Raw genomic sequence first — 18,757 nt, 5'->3', positions numbered from 1 at the left:
TCTACCAGCAGGCCAACCAGCACGGCCAGAATGTGCAGACGGCCGGCAGCAACATGGCGCAGACCGACAGCGCCGTAAGCGGCAGCTGGGCCTGACAACTCAAAGCGGAAGGGCCGCACACCGAAAGGTGTGCGGCCCTTCCGTTTTGCCGTCGCCTGTAATCGCCGCGGGTCAGTTCAGAACCTTCCCCCGCCCCCCATGAAGCCGCCGCCCGATGCGCCCGACGAGCCGCCGAAGGAGGTGGGGCTCCAACCGCCCACCCCGCCCCGCAGGCCTCCGCTCAGCAGGTCGCCGATGATGATCCCGCCGATCATCGCGCCGGTGTCGTCACCGCTGCGGCGCGCGTAGGCGCGCTGCGCGGATTGCACGTCGGCATTGGCCAGTGCCTGCGCCTGAGCGGCCAGCGTCGATGCCACGTTCGCGTGGGTAATAGCCTCGACGATGTCGGTCGACTCCTTGCCCTGTGCGGCCTCCAGGTGTCGGTTGGCTTCCTCGAGCTTGGTCCGTGCGTCGGCCCCGACACTGCCTCGGCGGGTGTCGATGTATTCGGAGACCCCCCGCACTCGCGCCTGCGCGGTGAACAGGGCCTGTTCGAACGAGCGCTGGAGCCGTGCGGCGTTGGCGTCTTCTTCTGTGAGGGTCGCCAGTACTCGGTCGAGCTCGGTGTCGACCTTGGTCAGATGCATGAACGCGGTCAGCGGGTCGGCGGCACCGGCGCCGCGGGCGGCGTCCAGAGTGCTGGCCGCCGCATCACGCGCCGCGATCAACTCCTTCGTGTGCGCAGACTTGGCGTCCTGCTTTAGCCGCTGGTTGGCCTGCTCGATCCCCGCGGCGAGGTCGGCCATGGTCGACGGCAGCGCGGCGGTGGCGTGCCTGATGTCGCCGGCCGCGCTGTCCACCGCATCGAGCAGCGCGCGCGCTTGCCCGAGCGCGGACTCGGCGGCGCGATAGACATCCACCAATCCGCCCTGCTGTCCGCTTTCCGCCTTACCGGCCAGCTCGCGCGCCGAGGTGATGTGGCGGTCGGCGAAGGTCAGCCGTTCCCTGGCGGTCGCGACGTTGCCGGAAACCGAAGTCAGTGCCGCGGCGTCGAATTCCTTATGCAGCTGGGCCAGCCGCTGTTCCGTCGGGGCGATGCAGCCACTGAGCTCCACATATTGCCGGGTCAGGCCGTCGAGCAGGGTCGGCGCGTTGATCACCAAATCCCGCAGCTGCTCGAACGCGTGGGTCTGCGACTCCAGTTCGCGATCGGCGCGCGCCGCCGACATGATCACCTGGATGAGCAGCTCGCGGCGCTGCGCCGGCGGCCCAGGCGTGCGGTCGTCTAGTTGTCGAAGCATGGTAAACGCCTGGGACAGCGTCGCTTTGGCAGCGTTCACCGCCTTAATGAAGGGCTCGGTGCGTTCCTGCCCGAACTCGTCGATCGCCAGCGCGAGCTCGTTGGAACTGGTGCGCACCGCGTTGTCGACGACCACCATCTTCTCCCGGGACAGGTCCTCGAGGGCCTGCAGCGACAGGGTGGCCAGCGCCCTGGGATCGGTGGGATCGACTTGCCGTGCCGCCGCCAACTCCTTGGCGCGTCGCCTTCGGCCGCGGAGGCGCGTGACGACCACCAGGATCACCACAGCGATGATGATGATGCCCAGTACGGCCAGCAGCGCCAGCGGGCCGGATGTCTTGGGTGGCCTGTTGAGCCCATTGGCCGCGGCGAGCGCCGCTCCCGTCCAGTCGTTGTTGCGCAGCGCGGGTTCGATCTGATTGCGCCTCAGGTCATCGACCTGACCCGCGCTGACGCTGCGCACCGCCGAAGGCACCAGGAAGGCATACGCGCGGCCGGTGGTGGCGACGGCCAGGAGCGCGTCGTAGTTACCCAAATCGCTGGCGCTTATGGTGCGCTTGGCCCAGTTCTCCGCGCTGAGCCCGGAGAAGCTGTCGACGTAAACCACCCACAGCCGGATATGGCGCTCCGTGTACAGCTGGTTGACGGCCGCGGTCACCGCGGAACGATCGGAATTGGAAAGCACGCCCGCGCTGTCGGTGACGTATTCGGGTAGCTGGAACGGGGGTTGCGCGTCGGCCGGTGGCGCCAGGAACAGGGCGCCGGCCAGACCCAGCGCTGTCAGGATCACGCCGAGAGCGACTCGCATAGCGCTAATTTAAACCCGCGCTGATGCGGCGTCGGCCTCCGTTTCGGTGCTGCCTGGCAGACTGTGCCTCGGTGAGCACGAATCAGCGAGACCCCTACGACGACTTCGACCGTGAGCGACGGGTGATCGAAGCGCCGAAGACCGCGGGTCTGCCCGGCACGGGTGGTCAACACCGCACCGACTTCGCTCGGGACCGGGCCCGCGTGCTGCACAGCGCCGCGCTGCGTCGGCTGGCGGACAAGACCCAGGTCGTCGGGCCCCGGGAAGGCGACACCCCGCGCACCCGGCTGACGCATTCGCTCGAGGTCGCCCAGATCGGGCGGGGAATGGCGATCGGACTGGGTTGCGACCTTGACCTCGTCGAGCTGGCCGGTTTGGCCCATGACATCGGGCACCCGCCTTACGGGCACAACGGCGAGCGGGCGCTCGACGAGCTTGCCCCCCGCTACGGCGGGTTCGAAGGCAACGCGCAAAACTTCCGGATCCTCACCAGCCTGGAGCCCAAAGTCCTTGATGCACAAGGTAATAGCGCCGGACTGAATCTCACCCGCGCGGCCTTGGATGCCGTCACCAAATATCCCTGGTCCCGCGGTCACGGGATTGGCAGCGGGAGTAGCAAGTTCGGGTTCTACAACGAGGACCGCGAGCCGGCGAAGTGGGTGCGGCTGGGCGCGCCGGCGGGTCGGGCCTGTCTGGAAGCGCAGGTAATGGACTGGGCCGACGATGTCGCGTATTCGGTGCACGACGTGGAAGACGGTGTGGTCTCCGAACGCATCGACTTGCGCGTGCTGGCCGACGACGAGGACGCGGCGGCGCTGGCCAAGCTGGGGGAGAGCGAGTTCTCCCGGGTGAGCGCCGACGACCTGATGGATGCGGCGCGACGGCTGTCGGGATTGCCGGTGGTCGCCGCGGTCGGCAAGTATGACGCCACCCTGGCGGCGGCGGTCGCGCTCAAGCGGTTGACCAGTGAGCTGGTGGGCCGGTTCGCTTCGGCCGCAATCGCGACCACGCGTGCGGGGGCCGGCTCCGGTCCGCTGGTGCGCTATCAGGCGGATCTGCAAGTGCCCGATCTGGTGCGGGCCGAGGTCGCGATGCTGAAAATCCTGGCGCTGCAGTTCATCATGTCCGACCCGCGGCATCTGGACACCCAAGCCCGCCAGCGGGAGCGCATCCAGCAGGTGGCGCGGTGGTTGTACGCCGGAGCGCCGCAGACGCTCGACCCGATTTTTGCCGCGGCGTTCAACACCGCCGCAGACGACGGTGCCCGCTGGCGGGTCGTTATCGACCAGATCGCGTCCTATACCGAGGGCCGGCTGGAACGCGTCGATTCACGCCAGGCCGGTCCGTAGACTGAGCCGATGGCCGGCCGGATCTCTGATCGCGATATCGCCGCCATCCGCGAACTGGCCCGCATCGAGGACGTCGTCGGTGACTATGTTCAGCTCAAGCGTGCCGGCGCGGACTCACATAAGGGGCTATGCCCGTTCCACAACGAGAAGTCACCGTCATTTCATGTGCGGCCCAACCACGGGCAATTCCACTGCTTCGGCTGCGGTGAGGGCGGCGACGTGTACGCGTTCGTCCAGAAGATCGAGCACGTCAGCTTCGTCGAGGCCGTCGAACTGCTCGCCGACCGGGTTGGTCACACCCTCACCTACACCGGCGCGGCCAGCAGCGTGCAGCGGGACCGCGGTAGTCGTAGCAGGCTCGTCGCCGCCAATGCCGAGGCCGCGGCGTTCTACGCGCAGGCGCTGCAGTCGACCGAGGCGGCGCCGGCCCGCCAGTACCTGACGGAGCGGAACTTCGACGCCGAGGCCACCCGTCATTTCGGCTGCGGATTCGCCCCGTCGGGCTGGGACTCGCTGACAAAACATTTGCAGCGCAAGGGATTTGAGTTCAAGGAACTGGAAGCCGCCGGGTTGTCCCGGCAGGGACGCCACGGACCGATGGACCGGTTCCACCGTCGGCTGCTGTGGCCCATCCGCACCTCGGCGGGCGAGGTGATCGGGTTCGGGGCGCGACGGCTGTTCGACGACGACCCGATGGAAGCCAAGTACATCAACACGCCCGAGACGCTGCTGTACAAGAAGTCGTCGGTGATGTACGGCATCGACCTGGCCAAGCGCGACATCGCCAAGGGCCATCAGGCGGTCGTCGTCGAGGGCTACACCGACGTGATGGCCATGCATCTGTCCGGAGTCACCACCGCCGTGGCGTCATGTGGCACCGCGTTCGGTGATGAGCACTTGGGCATGCTGCGCAGGCTGATGATGGACGACAGCTTCTTCCGCGGCGAGCTGATCTACGTTTTCGACGGCGACGCCGCCGGCCGCGCAGCCGCGCTCAAGGCGTTCGCCGGCGAGCAGAACCTTGCGGGGCAGTCGTTCGTCGCGGTCGCCCCGGACGGCATGGATCCCTGCGATCTGCGGCTGAAGTCCGGCGAGGGGGCCCTACGCGACCTGGTGGCGCGGCGAACCCCGTTGTTCGAGTTCGCGATTCGCTCCGCGCTCGCCGAATTCGACCTGGACAGCGCCGAGGGCCGGGTGGCCGCGTTACGCCGCTGCGTCCCGATGGTGAGCCAGATCAAGGACCCAACCCTGCGCGACGAGTACGCCCGACAGCTCGCCGGCTGGGTCGGCTGGGCCGATGTCGCGCAGGTCATCGGGCGGGTGCGGGACGAGGCCAAACATTCCAGGAAGACGGGGGCGGCGGCCGCGGCCCCTCGGGGGGCCGTCCACCGGCCGTCCGAGGCTGCCGAACCCGTCGCCGGCCGTCCTGACCCACGCGCGCCCACGTTGTGGCCGCAGCGGGAGGCGCTCAAGTCGGCGTTGCAGTACCCGGCGTTAGCCGGCCCGGTCTTCGACACGCTCACCGTCGAGAGTTTCACCCATCCCGGTTACGCGGCTGTCCGCGCCGCCATCGAAGCCGCCGGCGGTACCTCCGCCGGCATCACCGGGGCGGAATGGATCGACGCGGTGCGCCACCAGACGACCTCGCCCTTGACCGTCGGACTCATCAGCGAGCTGGGGGTGGAGGCGGTTGCGGTCGACGACGAGAGGATGCCGCGCTACATCGCCGGAATCATGGCTCGCCTGCAAGAGGTGTGGATGGGCAGGCAGATCGCCGAGGTGAAGTCCAAGCTGCAGCGCATGTCACCGATCGACCAGGGCGACGAGTATCACGCGCTGTTCGGCGACCTGGTCGCGATGGAGGCCTATCGGCGCAGTCTCAAGGAACAGGCCAGCGGCGACGATCTGACCGCGTGAGACGTCAGGGAGCCGTTTTTGACTGCATCTCGGCGTCGCGCTGCAGGACCGCCGTCTGGTTGTCGATCTGGGTCACGGTGACGAAACCGGTGTCCGGGGAGACCTTGTCGGCGAGTTTTCGGCGACCCGCCTCGATCACCGACTTGGCGGCGGGACTGCTGGTGATCGCGCGATAAGTGCCGGCGATCTGCTCGTAGCGGCGGCGTCCGGCTTTTGAGCCCAACACATACCCCAGTCCGAGCACGGCGACATATCCGATCAAAGCGGTCCTTCCGACTGACACTGCGGTTGTGGTCCATCCTGCCTCAACCGCGCGACGCGCGCGCGGCCCGACCCTAGTCCCTGGTAGTTGGGTGTGGCCGGGTCGGTACGCTAGAGTCGTCCCGCGATCGGGTTAGTCCCCTGTAGCTCAATTGGCAGAGCATTCGGCTGTTAACCGAAGGGTTGGTGGTTCGAGTCCACCCGGGGGAGCCAGGTCACAGGCCCGCGCGGCACCGGATATGACCGGCGTCCGGGGGCGGCCGCGGTGTCTCTGGCTCCTTCGCCTAGGTCGACGCCGTGAACTCTCACAGCAAGTAGGTCAAGCCCCACTCGCGCTCGGCGGCTTCCGCGGCGGGAGTACTCGCGGCCGGGCCGTCGGTGCCTCTGCTGGCCAGACTCACCAAGGCCGACGCCAAGCTGAAAACGGGTATGTCGTGTCGATCGCTGACGGTGATCAATTCCCGGAAGGCCGCATCGGTGCTGCACCGTCGCCAGCCGACCAGCACCCCGACTGCCGTGTCGAGCAGCCGCGTGGTTTCCCGGCGGGTGGGTATGACTTGCCTATCGAGTGTTTCGAACATGTTGTCCTCCTTGGTAAATCGTGTGGGTGTATCGGGAGCCCTCGGCCAGCCTCGGGATGGATATGCGGCGGCGCGTGAGCGTCGACTTGCGGGAACCATGTCGCGACAGGTGATGCCGCCGACGTGTCGGCACCTGAGCCAGCGCGTGTTTGGGTATCGGCGACACGGTCATGGGTGTTTGATCTTCCTGAAATCCGAGTCCCACCGGACGAACTGAAAGTGCCGACGCGGACGGGAGCAGCGCGAGAATTGCGAGAGCTTCAGGAAATCAACAACAGTCGACGCCGGGACGCCGCGCGGCACGCGACGACGGCTGCAGAGCCTGTTGCATGGTCACACTATATGGCATCGGAAGCGGGAGGAGCCGGATTCTGTTCGTTTAGCTCATTGGCTTTTAAACCCTTGCGCACAAACAACTTTCGCCCGGCTAGGCGGTGGGGCTGCGGCGTAGCCCGACGACGAACGGGTACAACTGGCCCACCAGTGCGTCAAGCCACCAGCGGTTGCAGCGCCGCACGCAGGTCCGCAGCCTTCGGGACGCCCGCGGTGCGGTATCGCTGCTGCCCGTCGGCGTCGAAGATGAACGTCGTGGGCAGTGACAACACCGACAATCGCTTGGCGGCCACGGGATTTTCGCCCATGTCGATTTCGAGGTGAGCCACCTCGGGCAACTCGGCGCACACTTGGTCGACAACACGGCGCACCGCCTCGCACGGACCGCACCAGACGGCGCTGAAGTGCACCACGGTGGGCCCGCTGGCCGACAACCCGAGATCCGAGGTGTCCGCGCGGGTCTCCGATGCGGTTTCACGCAATACCCCAGAGCGCCGGGTGACCACCACACCAATCGCCGTCGCGACCGCCAGCGCCGCGACGAGCGCGCTCGCGGCGACCACGACGGAACTCACGCCGGCGCCATTCAGATCGAGAAGTCCTCGCCGTGCCACACCCCGGCCTCCGGGGGCCGGATGACGCGGTCCGTCTGGGGGCTGTCGTCCTTGGCTTCCAGCCTGGCCACCCTGGTGAGCAGGGACTGCAGGCTGGTTCCCACGAGGTCGGGCAGGTCATCCGAGCCCGGGCCGGGCCGGCTGCGGCCGATCGTCTGTCCGGGCACTCCGACTACCACTGCGCTCGACGGCACCTCTTTGACGACGACGGCGTTGGCGCCGATTCGGCTGTCGTCGCCAACTTTGATCGCGCCGAGCACCTTGGCGCCGGCACCGATGGTGACGCGGTCGCCGATCGTAGGGTGGCGTTTGCCGGATTCCGCGCCGGTGCCGCCGAGCGTGACGCCGTGGAAGATGGTGACGTCGTCGCCGACCTCCGCGGTCTCCCCGATAACCACACCGGTCGCGTGGTCGATGAACAGGCCGGCGCCCAGGGTGGCGCCGGGGTGTATGTCCACGCCGGTGAGGATGCGGGTCAGTTCTGCGAGTGCCCGCGCAGGCACCCTGGCCTGACGGCGCCACAGCCAATGGCTGATCCGGTGGCCCCAGACCGCGTGCACCCCGGGGTAGCTGAAGATGACCTCCAACGTGGTCGGGGCGGCGGGATCGCGCTCCTTGGCTGCCCGGATGTCTCGCCGAATCGCCGACAGCATGGCTAGTCCGCCAGGTCGGAGAACAAAACGGTGCTCAGATATCGCTCACCGAAGTCGGGGAAGACCACGACGATCAGCTTTCCGGCATTCTCCGGACGCCGAGCCACCTGTAGCGCTGCCACTAGGGCCGCGCCGGAGGAGATGCCGACCAACAGGCCCTCCTCGCGGGCCAGCCGCCGGGCCAGGGCGATCGAGTCCTCGTTACCCACGGTGATGACCTCGTCCACCAGATCCTCGTCGTACACAGGCGGGACGAACCCGGCGCCGATGCCCTGGATCGGATGGGGCCCCTTCTGGCCGCCGGACAGCACCGGCGAGGCGGCTGGCTCGACCGCGACGAACTGCACGGAGGGCTTGCGTTCCTTGATCACATCGGCCACTCCGGTGATGGTGCCCCCCGTGCCCACCCCGGACACGAAGATGTCGACCTTCCCATCGGTGTCGCGCCACACCTCCTCGGCGGTGGTTTTGCGGTGGATCGCCGGGTTCGCGGGGTTCTCGAACTGCTGGGGCACGAAGTACCGCTGGTCGGTCTTGGCGAGTTCCTCTGCCTTGGCGATGGCACCGGGCATGCCGTCGGGCCCGGGGGTAAGGATCAGTTCAGCGCCGTAGGCGCGCAACACCTTTCGTCGCTCGACGCTCATCGTCTCCGGCATGGTGAGGACGAGTCGATAACCACGCGCGGCGCATACCAGCGCCAGCGCGATCCCGGTGTTGCCACTCGTCGGCTCGAGGATGATGGTGTCCGGCTTGATCAGCCCCGCCTCCTCGGCGGCGTCGATCAGGGCCACCCCAATCCGGTCCTTGACGCTGTTCGCCGGGTTGAAAGATTCCAGCTTGGCCACGACGTCGGCCGCGGCCCCGTCCGTGACTCGGTGCAGCCGGACCAAGGGCGTGCCCCCGATTAGTTGGGTGATGTCCTCGGCGATGCTCATCTGAATTCGTCTCCAGCGGTCTCGGCTTGTCCAAAAAGCTCGGTCTTGTCAGCCTCCCAGCTGATATCGAACTCTATTGCCATGTCCGTGGGGATGGCCAGTGCGACGGGCGTCAGTTGTTGCGATCGCTCGTCGATCGCCACCCCGGTCAGCACCCGTCCGGCGAGGCCGTCCGCAGCGGTGGCGGTCGGCGTCGTCGCCGATGTGTGCGGCGGTCGGCGCAGGTAGTAGTCCGTTCCCGGCTGGACCACGCCGTCGATGCCGAAGCCGTCGGCGTCGGCGTCGGCGTCGGAGCAACTGTGAGCTATCGGTGGTGTTGAGCCGCAAGGGGATTCGCACCTGGAAGGGTCCGACGAGTTCGGCGTCGACGGTGGCCCGGATAGCGACCAGTGCGGGTTCGTCGGCGCGGTGAGCTGAGAGCCCGAAACATCTTGCCAGTCAATGCCATTGGCGGACTTTTGCAGCTTAACGGTAATGTCTTTGTCCGCCACTGTCCGCACCGAATAGCCGCCGAGCTGACCACTCAGTTGGGCGGTGGTGCGCAATGGATAGGAGTGGCGCAGGAAGTCCAACGAGTAGGCGTGCAGGTTGGGGTTCAGTCGGATTAGGTCGGGCATGGACAACACGGTCATGGGTCGTTGGACTTTCCTGCGAGAAATAGGCCGGGAGGCGCTTTGGTGCCCGCGGGCGGTCGGGCGGCCGGCTAGCGAAAAAAGCGCGACGATTAGAACGTCAGAAGGGCTCGGATTCGCCTAGTCAGGGCATCAACAACAGCAACAACAGTCCACGGCAAGCCAGCGCGAGCGGGCAAAGCGCAGGTGCAGAGCGTGGTGCATGCCCCCACTATAGGGCATGATCCGACCGAGCTTGCTCGGCCAGATCCGCCCTCCGGATGATAAAAATCCGGGTGAGTTTTACATTTGCCTCGGCTCGGAACGGGGTCCTTGGGCGTGCTCCCCTGACCGACTCGACGACCGCTCCACTACCCGAAGAAGACGAAGGACGAACGAGGATCTCGGCTCAGAACGAGTCGCAGGCAGGACAAGTCGCGGTGATCGGTCAGCGGCTGGACATGGAATTGGCAGCGTCCCGATCGGAACGTCTATCGACATGGCCATCGTCGGTCTCGAGCCCGCACACGCACGGTGCCGCGCTGTGCTGTGGCAACCACCGCAGCTGGGCGGCCCGTTTGCGGTTGAGGTGCTGCACGTAGACCTTGTCGCGCTGCCGGCTCGAGAAGGCCAGATCAAGGTTGACCAGCAGCCCAGCCCACTCGACCTGGTCGGCCGACGACACCCGGTCGCCGGTTGCGTCGTCGCTGACGGTGTCACGCCGTAGTCGGCAATTCAGGGGGCACACGGGGTTCACGAGCACACAACCTCCATGCCTGGATGCTGCGACAGCGATGTTTCCGTGACGGGTGTGGGATGTTTCCGCCGTATTAAGTGCCGGAGCGCGTGTCGTGGAACGGCGGCAAGCCGGGGCCTCGGGCGTAACGCCACTGCGAGAAAGCCGCTGGAAAAGCGCAGTGGCGTTACGTTCGCGCCCTGCGCGTGCCGTGCCTAGTAGACGTCGCGGTGGTAGCGCTTGTCGGCGCTGAGCGCCCGGACGTAGGCTTCCGCCGCGTCCGTGTCGAGGCTCCCGTGCTCGGCGACGATTTCGCGGATGGCGCGGTCGACGTCCTTGGCCATCGGGTCGGCGTTGCCGCAAACGTACAGCCGCGCCCCGTCCTGCAGCCATTGCCACAGCTGGGCCCCGCGCTTGCGCATCAGGTGCTGCACGTAGACCTTTTCGCGCTGATCCCGGGAGAACGCGAGGTCCAACTCGGTGAGCAGCCCGTCGGCGTGCATCTTCTCGATCTCGTCGCGGTAGTAGTAGTCCGTGGCGGCGCGCTGTTCACCGAAGAACAGCCAGTTGGGTCCCGTGTGTCCCAACGCCCGTCGTTCCTGCAGGAAACCGCGGAAGGGCGCGATCCCGGTGCCCGGACCGATCATGATCATCGGGGTGTCCGGGTCGCTCGGCGGCCGAAAATTGCTCGACGGTCGCACGTAGACGGCGATTTGATCGCCGGGCGAGCGGTCCGCGAGGTAGGTCGAACAGACGCCCCGCCGTGGGATGCCCTGGAAGTTGTAGCGCACCGGCGACACCGTCAGGTGCACCTCGGCCGGGGTCTCTTTGGGGCTTGACGAGATCGAATACAGCCGAGGCTGAAGAGGTTTGAGTACGGTCAGCCACTCGGCGGCCGCGGCGGTGACCGGTGTGTGGGCGAGCAGGTCGACCGACTGCCGGCCCCATGTCCAATCCGTCAGTGCGGCTTTGCTTTCCGGCCGCATCAGGGTGGCCAGTTCCGAACAACGGGAGCGTTGCTGCACGAACCGCAGCAGGTCCGGGCTGATGTGCGCGATCTCGAACCGGTCGGTCAAAGCGTCACGTAGCGACATCGAGCCGTGCCCGGGCACATCGACTACCGTCTCGCCGTCCAGGCCGGTCACCGTCAGCCATTCGGTGACGAGCTGATCACTGTTGCGCGGCCAGACCCCCAGCGCGTCACCGGCCTCGTAGCTGAGCGTGCCCTCCGGGACGTGAAACACCAACTGCCGCACATCTTTTGCCGACCGTGCCCGGCTGAGCGTGCAATTGCGCACCAGGCTGCTGGCCAGTGGCCGCTTCTTGGTGTACTGAGTCGTCTTCGCTGGCCCGGCGGCGGGCACCGTGGCGACGGGTGCCGCCGGCGCTTCGGTCAGCGCCTGCAGGACCCCGCTCAGCCAACGCGCCGCGGCGTCCTCGTAGTCGGGCTCGCAATCGACACGGTCGAGGATGCGCGAGGCGCCCAGTTCGGCCAGGCGCACGTCGAGTTTGCGTCCGTGGCCGCAGAAGTCGTCATAGTTGGAGTCCCCGAGGGCGAGTACGGCGTAGCGCGTGCCGGCCAGACGGGGCGCGCCCTCGGCTGATAGCGCTCGCCAGAAACAGGTGCCGTTGTCCGGTGGCTCGCCGTCGCCGGTGGTGCTGGTGATGAGGAGCACCTCGCGGGCGGTCGGCAGGCCAGCGACATCGAAATCGTCCATGGCGACCAACTTGACCGGCACCTGCGCCTCGCCGAGTTGCGCGCTGACCGAGGCCGCCAGTTCTTCGGCGTTGCCGGTCTGCGACGCCCAGAGCACAACGACTGGGGAATGGGCGCTTTCGTTGGCCTCCACGGACCGGGCGGCCGGCGCTGGCTCCGGCACGGCGGCGCCCGCGAAGAGGCCCGCGAGAAGGCCGTCCAGCCACAGTCGCGTGCTCGGGTCGAATGGCGCGGTATCGGGCAGCGTCGGAACGCTGGTCCGCGCGGGCTCCGAACGCAGGGCAGTCATCAGTCCCGCAAGGTAGGAGCGGCCCAGGTTGTCGAACTCCGGGACGGGTTGCTGTCCCACGCCGAGGATTTCGGCCAGCGCGTCGACCCGGTCCGGGCTGGCGTGCCGTACCGGCTCGGCGGGTCGCGAATCCGCCTCGGTAACAACTATCTTCGTCAGGGTCACCGCGCACGCCTTGAATTCGGGTTGATGTGAGATCGGATCTAGCGCGTCGTTGGTGACGGCATTGATCGACAGGTATTCGCCAAAGGAGTCGTTCCAGTGGAACGGCGCAAAGCAGTTGCCCGGCCGCACGCGGTCGGTGATGACGGCGGGCAGCACGGCCCGGCCGCGGCGGGAGGCGACTTCGACGCGGTCGCCGTCGGCGATCTGCTGCCGGGCCGCGTCGTCGGGGTGGATCTCGACGAACGGGCCCGGGTTGAGCTTGTTGAGCTTGGCCACCTTGCCGGTCTTGGTCATGGTGTGCCATTGGTGGGGCAGGCGGCCGGTGTTGAGCAGCAGCGGGTAGTCGTCGTCGGGCATCTCGTCGGGCGCCAGGTGCGGGCGGGCGAAGAACATCGCGCGCCCGCTCGGGGTCGGGAAAGCCAAGCGGGGCACGCTGCCGTCGTCGCGGACGAGCTGGGTCTGGCTGATGCCGTCGTTGCGGTACCGGATCGGGTTGCGGTCGGTGCCGCCCTCGGGCGGGCATGGCCACTGCAGCGGCGTCTGGCGCAGTCGGTCATAGCTGATCCCGCGCAAGTCGTAACCCGTTGCGGGGTTCCAGAACCGCTTGATCTCCTCGAAGACGTCCTCAGCGCTGTCATAACTGAACGCATCCGAAAAGCCCATCTCACAAGCGATCCGGGCGATGATCTGCCAGTCGGGCAGCGCCTGGCCCGGCGGCTCGACGGCTTGCTGGAACAGGGTGACGTTGCGCTCCGAATTGACCATCACGCCGTCGGCCTCGGTCCACAGGGCGGCAGGTAGCATCACGTCGGCGTACTCGTTGGTCTCGGTCTCGCGGAACGCGTCCTGCGTGATCACCAGCTCGGCGCGTTCCAAGCCGGCCAATACCGTCTTCCGATTAGCCACCGACGCAACGGGATTGGTGCAGATGATCCAGCACGCTTTGATCTCGCCGTCGGCCATGCGGGAGAACATGTCGATGGTGCCGGCGCCGGCCTCGGCGCGCACCGACCCGCGTGGAATGCCCCACTGGTCCTCCACGAACTGCCGGTCGGTGGCCGACAGCGCGGATCTTTGACCGGGCAAACCCGGTCCCATGTAACCCATTTCACGCCCGCCCATCGCGTTGGGCTGGCCGGTCAGGGAGAACGGGCCGCTGCCGGGCTTGCAGATCGCGCCCGTGGCCAGATGCAGGTTGCAGATCGCGTTGGTGTTCCAGGTGCCGTGGGTGCTCTGGTTGAGTCCCATTGTCCAGCAGCTCATCCAGTTGGTGGCTTCGCCGATCCAGCGGGCAGCGGTGCGGATGTCCTGCTCGGGTATGCCGGTGATTTCGCTGACCGTACCGACGGGGAACTGCTCCAGGAAACTGGGCATCACCTCCCAGCCCTCGGTGAATTGGGAGATGAATTCCTGGTCGGTGTGGCCGTTTTCGACAAGGAGCCGCAGCAGCCCGTTGAGCAGTGCGAGGTCGGAGCCGGGAGCGATCTGCAGGAAGAGGTCGGCCTTGTCGGCGGTCGCGGTGCGGCGCGGGTCGACGACGATCAGCTTGGCACCGGCCTTGACGCGGTCCATCATCCGCAGGAACAGAATTGGGTGGCAGTCAGCCATGTTGGCGCCGATCACGAAGAACACGTCGGCGTGGTCGAAGTCCTGATACGAACCGGGTGGTCCGTCGGCGCCCAGGGACAGCTTGTAACCCGAGCCGGCGCTGGCCATGCACAGCCGTGAATTCGACTCGATCTGGTTGGTGCCGATGAACCCTTTGGCCAGCTTGTTCGCCAGGTACTGGGCCTCCAAGGACATCTGCCCTGACACGTAGAGGGCGACGGCGTCGGGGCCATGGTCGTTGATGATTGCCCGTAACCGCCTGGCGGACGCCGTGATCGCGGTGTCGATTTCGACGGCCTGGGGCGGTTCGTCACGCTCGGCCCGCAGATAGGCGCTGTCCATCCGGCCGGGCGCTGCGAGCATGTCCGCGGTGGTCGCTCCCTTGGTGCACAACCGCCCGAAGTTGGCCGGGTGGGTTTTGCGCCCGACCGTCTTGGCGATGTGGGGCAGGCCCGACTGTGGGTCCGTTGTGATCTGCAGCACCATGCCGCAGCCGACGCCGCAGTACGCGCACAAGGTGTTTACGGCGTCCGTATCGGCCGAAACAGTGCCGCTGGCCACGCGAACGTCTTCTCCTCTCGGCGGCGCAACAAAGATTTGCGCGTAATCGTGCAACAAGGATGTTTCACCGCGGGACGTCCCGGTGTTTCCGCCGTTTTACGGCTTTCTCGCAACGGCCATAGCGTGGTTGTGAGATGTTCAGAAAATGTCTATTGTCCCAGCTCACAGCCAATCAACGCCGACCAGCTGACGGTCCCGAGATTACCCGCGACAATGCCGTTCCGGCGGTCCCGAACACGGTTTCCGATAAAACCGACGGGACATTCACAGTATTTGCTAAGCTTGCGCGGCGCGCCGAAAAAGTGCTCACGGTTGCGCCGCGCTTGCGACCGTCGCTGGGTCGATGGCGACGGCCCGCAGCGCCCGGCGACGCCGAGCTTGCCCGGCTGCGCCGCGCTTGCGACCGTCGCTAGGTTCGAGGGCGTGCGTCCAATGACTACGACCCTCGCGACCCTCGCGATCGTTGCCCTGATTGTGGGCCTGATTGCGGCCTGCGACTCGAAGCCGTCGACGTCGTCGGCACCGCAGCCGCCCGATAAGTGCAAGGACTCCGACGGGCCGACTGCCGACACCGTTCAGCAGGCCATCGCCGGGGTTCCGATCGTGACTCCGGATTCGACCTGGGTCGAGATCGCGCGCGGGCACACGAAGAAGTGCCGGTTGTACTGGGTTCAGATCATCCCGACCATCGCGAGCGAATCGAGTCCCCAGCAGCTGTTGTTCTTCGACCACAACTCCCCGCTGGGCTCGGCCACGCCCAACCCCAAGCCCTACCTCACCGTGCTGTCGTCCAACGACGACACCGTCACGGTCCAGTACCAATGGCAGGCCGGCAGCGACAAGCCTTGCTGCCCAACCGGTAAGGGCACCGTGCGATTCCAGATCGGATCGGACGGCAAACTCAAGGCGCTCGACTCGATCCCGCATCAATAGTCGTGACGCACAAAGAAATCCCGCATTGGGACGCCGAGGACGAGGCGGCCTGGGAGGCCGGCAACAAGACGATCGCGAAACGCAACTTGCTGTGGGCGATTCTGAGTGTGCACCTGGGTTATTCGGTGTGGGCGCTGTGGCCGGTGCTGGAACTGTTCATGCCCAGGGACGTGTACGGCTTTTCGGCCGGCGACAAGCTCCTGCTCGGCGTCACGGCCACCCTCACCGGGGCATGTCTGCGGACGCCATACGCGTTGGCCACCGCCATCTTTGGGGGTCGCAACGTGTCGATGTTCTCCGCGTTCGTGCTGCTGATCCCGGTCGTCGGCGCGATGGTGCTGCTGGCCCATCCGGGTCTGCCGTTGTGGCCGTATCTGGTGTGCGCGGCGTTAACGGGTTTGGGCGGAGGGAATTTCGCGGCATCGGCCAGCAACGCCAACGCCTTCTACCCGCATCGGCTCAAGGGCTCGGCACTCGGATTAGCCGGGGGGATCGGCAATCTCGGGGTGCCAATGATCCAGTTGGTGGGGTTGGTCGTCATCGCCATCGCCGGCGACCGACGGCCCTATTGGGTATGCGGCCTGTATCTGGCGCTGTTGACGGTCACCGGGATCGGGGCCACCTTGTTCATGAACAACGTTGCGCCACACCGTGTCGAGGCTAAGCGCTTGTGGTCCATCCTGTCCGCGGTCCTACACACCCGCGACACCTGGCTGCTCGCGCTGCTCTACCTCGGCACCTACGGCTCGTTCATCGGGTTGGCGTTCGCGTTCGGTCAGATCCTGCAGACCGGATTCATCGCCGGCGGGCAGACCTCCTCGGCGGCCGCGCTGCACGCCGCCGAACTGGCCTTCATCGGCCCGCTGCTGGCGGCGCTGACGCGGGTCTACGGCGGCCGCGTGGCCGACCGGGTCGGCGGCGGCCGCGTCACCCTGGTCGTTTTCGTTTTCATGGTCGTGGTTGCCGGATTGCTGGTCGGCATCGGGGAGGTCGAGGACCCGCACGCGGGCCCCGTCAGCGATGGCGTGATGGTCGCTTACGTGGCGTGCATAATCGCGTTGTTCGCCTTGGCGGGACTGGGCAATGGGTCGGTGTACAAGTTGATCCCAACCGTGTTCGAGGCATTGGGCCGGCCGTCGGATGCGGACGAGCAGCGGTCACGAATCCTGTCGGGGGTGGTCATCGGATTCGTCGCCGGGTTCGGGACGCTCGGCGGGGTCTTGATCAACCTGGCACTGCGGCAGTCCTACCTCAGCGCGGGCACGATGACGCCGGCGTTCGGGATCTTCCTGGCTTTCTATGTTGTTGCCGCCCTACTGACTTGGACGCGATATGTGCGAGCCGTCACTCGGTCAGATTCTCCGGGTGCAGCATCTCGGCGTAGCGCAGTTGTTCGGGGATACCGAATCCGTCGACCAGCGTCTCGGCGTAGGGGCGTAGCGCGCGGCACCGATCGTTGATACCGCGGGTGACCGCCTTGGCCCGCTCGGTGGACAGGTACCGGTGCTCGACGTACCAGGCCTTGTCGCCTTCGATCACCGATAACGCGTACAGGTCGCACACGATGCCCAACAGTTCGCGGGCCTCGGGGTCTGCACATGCCTCGATCCCGGCGACGAACGCCTCCAGCACCACCCGGTCGATGTGCGCCTGCGCCGCGTGCAGCACGTGATCCTGGACCGCGTTGAACGCGTCGAAGGCCGACATCTCTTTGGATTTGCCCTGCAGCCGTCGCGCCACCGAGGACAGCAGGTACTGCTCGCGCTCCTCGAACATGTTGACCTGGGTGCCCCGGTTGAACAGGCTGCCCTCTTCCTCGCTGTCCTGCCGAGCATCCACGATCCGCTGCATAATCGCTTCGGCCGCAGTTCGTTTCATGACGCGGTCACCGACCGCGTTGGCGGCGAAGCGCACCCATTCGACCGGGCTCATGCTGCGGATGTCATCGGCGTAGGCCGTCAATAGCTCCTTGGCCACCAGCTGGGTCAGCACGTGGTTGTCACCCTCGAAGGTGGTGAACACGTCGGTGTCGGCACGCAAAGCAATCAACCGGTTTTCGGCCATGTAGCCCGCACCGCCGCACGCCTCCCGCGCTTCCTGGATGGTGTGGCTGGCGTGCCAGGTGTTGGCCGCCTTGAGCCCGGCGGCGCGGGCTTCCAGCTCGCGCTGTTCCTCGGCGTCCGGCGAGTCCGCGGTCTGCAGGTCGTGACACTTGGACACCAGCTCGTTTTGCGCGAACTGCAGTGCGTAGGACCGCGCTATCAGCGGGAAGAGCCGCCGCTGATGCACCAGGTAGTCCATAATCAGCACTTCGCCGTCGTCGTCTGGCGCACTGAATTGCTTGCGCTGCAACGCATACCGGGTTGCAATGTCCAGTGCGACCTTCGCGGCGGCCGCGGCGCTGCCGCCGACCGTGACCCGGCCGCGGATCAGCGTGCCGATCATCGTGAAGAAGCGGCGGTTGGGGTTGTCGATGGGTGAGGTGTAGGTGCCGTCGGTCTCCACGTCGCCGTATTTGTTGAGCAGATTGACCCGTGGAACTCGGACGTGGTCGAACACGATGCGGCCGTTGTCCACGCCCGGCAGCCCACCCTTGTAGTGACAGTCCGACGTCGTCACCCCGGGCAGATCATTGCCGTCGTCGTCGCGGATCGGGACCAGCAGGCAGTGCACGCCGTGGTCGACGGGCTCGCCATCCTGTTGAGTGATCAGCCGCGCGAAAACCGCTGCGATGGTAGCGGTTTCGGCGGCACCGCCGATGTAGTCCTTACGGGCTGTTGGGGTGGGGGAGTCGATGACGAACTCTTCGGTCTCGGGATCGTAGGTGGCCGTCGTCTCAAGGGCCTGGACGTCGCTGCCGTGCCCGGTCTCGGTCATCGCGAAGCAGCCGCGAAGTTCGAGGTCGATGATCTTCGGGACGTACTTCTCGTGGTGGCGTTCGGTGCCCAGATTCTCGACGGCGCCGCCGAACAACCCCCATTGCACGCCGGCCTTGACCATCAGCGACAGGTCCGACATTGCCAGCATCTCGATCATCGTGACCGCCGCGCCGACATTGCCGGTGCCCCCGTGTTCCTTGCGGAAGCTGTCTTCCGCGGCGCCGGCGTTGGCCATGAGCTGCATCTGCTCGGCGACCTTGGCGCGGGCGATGACGGTGTTCGGGGTGTAGTGCGGGCGAAAGACCTCCTCGGCCAGCTTCTTCCGCATCTCGTTCTTCACGTCGCGGAAACGCCCGTCCAGCGCGTTACGCAGATGATCGACCATGTTTGTCGTGGTTGACGCCATACCCGACCGTAACGTGCGGGCCGCCACACGGGAATGCCCGACGCCGCCCTGCCATCGAGCCT

General features: G+C 66.5%; 13 protein-coding genes, 1 tRNA gene and 4 pseudogenes. 6 read left to right on the top strand and 12 right to left on the bottom strand.

Annotated features, from left to right (window positions below; translation table 11 throughout):
- A pseudogene (locus JO236_RS07185) lies at positions 1 to 95 on the top strand (type VII secretion protein EsxI); the annotation flags it as partial.
- Between the two features lie 81 nt (positions 96 to 176).
- Here JO236_RS07185 and JO236_RS07180 read toward each other — a convergent pair.
- Positions 177 to 2,147 (bottom strand): TPM domain-containing protein, encoded by a 1,971-nt coding sequence (locus tag JO236_RS07180; RefSeq protein WP_293326671.1) that lies wholly within the window; start codon positions 2,145 to 2,147, stop codon positions 177 to 179.
- 23 nt (positions 2,148 to 2,170) lie between these two features.
- Between JO236_RS07180 and JO236_RS07175 the strand changes: the two genes are divergently transcribed.
- Together JO236_RS07175 and dnaG are read left to right on the top strand one after the other, a co-directional pair.
- Positions 2,171 to 3,496 (top strand): deoxyguanosinetriphosphate triphosphohydrolase, encoded by a 1,326-nt coding sequence (locus JO236_RS07175; RefSeq protein ID WP_416362179.1) that lies wholly within the window; start codon positions 2,171 to 2,173, stop codon positions 3,494 to 3,496.
- A 9-nt stretch (positions 3,497 to 3,505) separates the two neighbouring features.
- Positions 3,506 to 5,413: a DNA primase gene (gene dnaG, locus JO236_RS07170; RefSeq protein ID WP_293326666.1), complete on the top strand. Its 1,908-nt coding sequence runs from the start codon at positions 3,506 to 3,508 to the stop codon at positions 5,411 to 5,413.
- A gap of 4 nt (positions 5,414 to 5,417) precedes the next feature.
- On the opposite strand, the gene JO236_RS07165 is transcribed toward dnaG, so the two are convergent.
- The gene (locus tag JO236_RS07165) at positions 5,418 to 5,675 is read right to left on the bottom strand and encodes a hypothetical protein (protein ID WP_293326679.1); all 258 of its coding nucleotides are present in this window, start codon (positions 5,673 to 5,675) and stop codon (positions 5,418 to 5,420) included.
- Positions 5,676 to 5,811: 136 nt separating this feature from the next.
- Here JO236_RS07165 and JO236_RS07160 point away from each other — a divergent pair.
- Positions 5,812 to 5,887 (top strand) — tRNA-Asn (locus JO236_RS07160).
- Positions 5,888 to 5,979: 92 nt separating this feature from the next.
- Here JO236_RS07160 and JO236_RS07155 read toward each other — a convergent pair.
- The 9 genes and pseudogenes from JO236_RS07155 to JO236_RS22480 all read right to left on the bottom strand — a co-directional run.
- Positions 5,980 to 6,255, bottom strand: a complete 276-nt coding sequence (locus JO236_RS07155; protein ID WP_293326664.1) for an ANTAR domain-containing protein — start codon at positions 6,253 to 6,255, stop codon at positions 5,980 to 5,982.
- A 488-nt stretch (positions 6,256 to 6,743) separates the two neighbouring features.
- The gene (locus JO236_RS07150) at positions 6,744 to 7,163 is read right to left on the bottom strand and encodes a thioredoxin family protein (protein ID WP_293326661.1); all 420 of its coding nucleotides are present in this window, start codon (positions 7,161 to 7,163) and stop codon (positions 6,744 to 6,746) included.
- A gap of 11 nt (positions 7,164 to 7,174) precedes the next feature.
- Complete coding sequence (cysE, locus tag JO236_RS07145) at positions 7,175 to 7,855, bottom strand: serine O-acetyltransferase (protein WP_293326659.1); 681 nt, start codon at positions 7,853 to 7,855, stop codon at positions 7,175 to 7,177.
- Positions 7,856 to 7,857: 2 nt separating this feature from the next.
- Positions 7,858 to 8,790, bottom strand: coding sequence for a cysteine synthase A (gene cysK / locus JO236_RS07140; RefSeq protein ID WP_293326656.1), 933 nt, complete (start codon positions 8,788 to 8,790; stop codon positions 7,858 to 7,860).
- Positions 8,787 to 9,407, bottom strand: a complete 621-nt coding sequence (locus tag JO236_RS07135; RefSeq protein WP_293326653.1) for a hypothetical protein — start codon at positions 9,405 to 9,407, stop codon at positions 8,787 to 8,789. Before JO236_RS07135 ends, cysK begins: the two co-directional genes overlap by 4 nt.
- Before the next feature lie 442 nt (positions 9,408 to 9,849).
- Positions 9,850 to 10,164, bottom strand: a complete 315-nt coding sequence (locus tag JO236_RS07130) for a hypothetical protein (RefSeq protein WP_293326650.1) — start codon at positions 10,162 to 10,164, stop codon at positions 9,850 to 9,852.
- Positions 10,165 to 10,352: 188 nt separating this feature from the next.
- Positions 10,353 to 12,584: pseudogene (locus JO236_RS22490) on the bottom strand (flavodoxin domain-containing protein); the annotation flags it as partial.
- Between the two features lie 453 nt (positions 12,585 to 13,037).
- Positions 13,038 to 14,258, bottom strand: a pseudogene (locus JO236_RS22485) (molybdopterin-dependent oxidoreductase); the annotation flags it as partial.
- Positions 14,259 to 14,342: 84 nt separating this feature from the next.
- Positions 14,343 to 14,402, bottom strand: a pseudogene (locus JO236_RS22480) (hypothetical protein); the annotation flags it as partial.
- 507 nt (positions 14,403 to 14,909) lie between these two features.
- On the opposite strand from JO236_RS22480, the gene JO236_RS07120 reads away from it, so the two are divergent.
- The gene (locus JO236_RS07120; protein ID WP_293326644.1) at positions 14,910 to 15,410 is read left to right on the top strand and encodes an LppP/LprE family lipoprotein; all 501 of its coding nucleotides are present in this window, start codon (positions 14,910 to 14,912) and stop codon (positions 15,408 to 15,410) included.
- A gap of 2 nt (positions 15,411 to 15,412) precedes the next feature.
- Positions 15,413 to 16,870, top strand: coding sequence for a nitrate/nitrite transporter (locus JO236_RS07115; RefSeq protein WP_293326641.1), 1,458 nt, complete (start codon positions 15,413 to 15,415; stop codon positions 16,868 to 16,870).
- Here JO236_RS07115 and JO236_RS07110 read toward each other — a convergent pair.
- Entirely contained in the window at positions 16,755 to 18,695 is a 1,941-nt protein-coding gene (locus JO236_RS07110) for an acyl-CoA dehydrogenase (RefSeq protein WP_293326639.1), read from the bottom strand. The two genes, JO236_RS07115 and JO236_RS07110, sit on opposite strands and share 116 nt — an antisense overlap.
- Positions 18,696 to 18,757 lie beyond the last annotated feature (62 nt).

Source organism: Mycobacterium sp. (assembly GCF_019247635.1).
Taxonomy (GTDB): Bacteria; Actinomycetota; Actinomycetes; order Mycobacteriales; family Mycobacteriaceae; genus Mycobacterium.
Note: the sequence above shows the minus strand (reverse complement) of the source record. Positions and strands in the feature narration are given on the sequence as shown.

Coding starts and splice junctions, on each gene's coding strand:
- cysE (WP_293326659.1), bottom strand. CDS start 7,855: ATGCTGTCGGCGATTCGGCGAGACATCCGGGCAGCCAAGGAGCGCGAT.
- JO236_RS07110 (WP_293326639.1), bottom strand. CDS start 18,695: ATGGCGTCAACCACGACAAACATGGTCGATCATCTGCGTAACGCGCTG.
- JO236_RS07175 (WP_416362179.1), top strand. CDS start 2,171: ATGCGGCGTCGGCCTCCGTTTCGGTGCTGCCTGGCAGACTGTGCCTCG.
- JO236_RS07120 (WP_293326644.1), top strand. CDS start 14,910: ATGACTACGACCCTCGCGACCCTCGCGATCGTTGCCCTGATTGTGGGC.
- dnaG (WP_293326666.1), top strand. CDS start 3,506: ATGGCCGGCCGGATCTCTGATCGCGATATCGCCGCCATCCGCGAACTG.
- JO236_RS07155 (WP_293326664.1), bottom strand. CDS start 6,255: ATGTTCGAAACACTCGATAGGCAAGTCATACCCACCCGCCGGGAAACC.
- cysK (WP_293326656.1), bottom strand. CDS start 8,790: ATGAGCATCGCCGAGGACATCACCCAACTAATCGGGGGCACGCCCTTG.
- JO236_RS07135 (WP_293326653.1), bottom strand. CDS start 9,407: ATGCCCGACCTAATCCGACTGAACCCCAACCTGCACGCCTACTCGTTG.
- JO236_RS07180 (WP_293326671.1), bottom strand. CDS start 2,147: ATGCGAGTCGCTCTCGGCGTGATCCTGACAGCGCTGGGTCTGGCCGGC.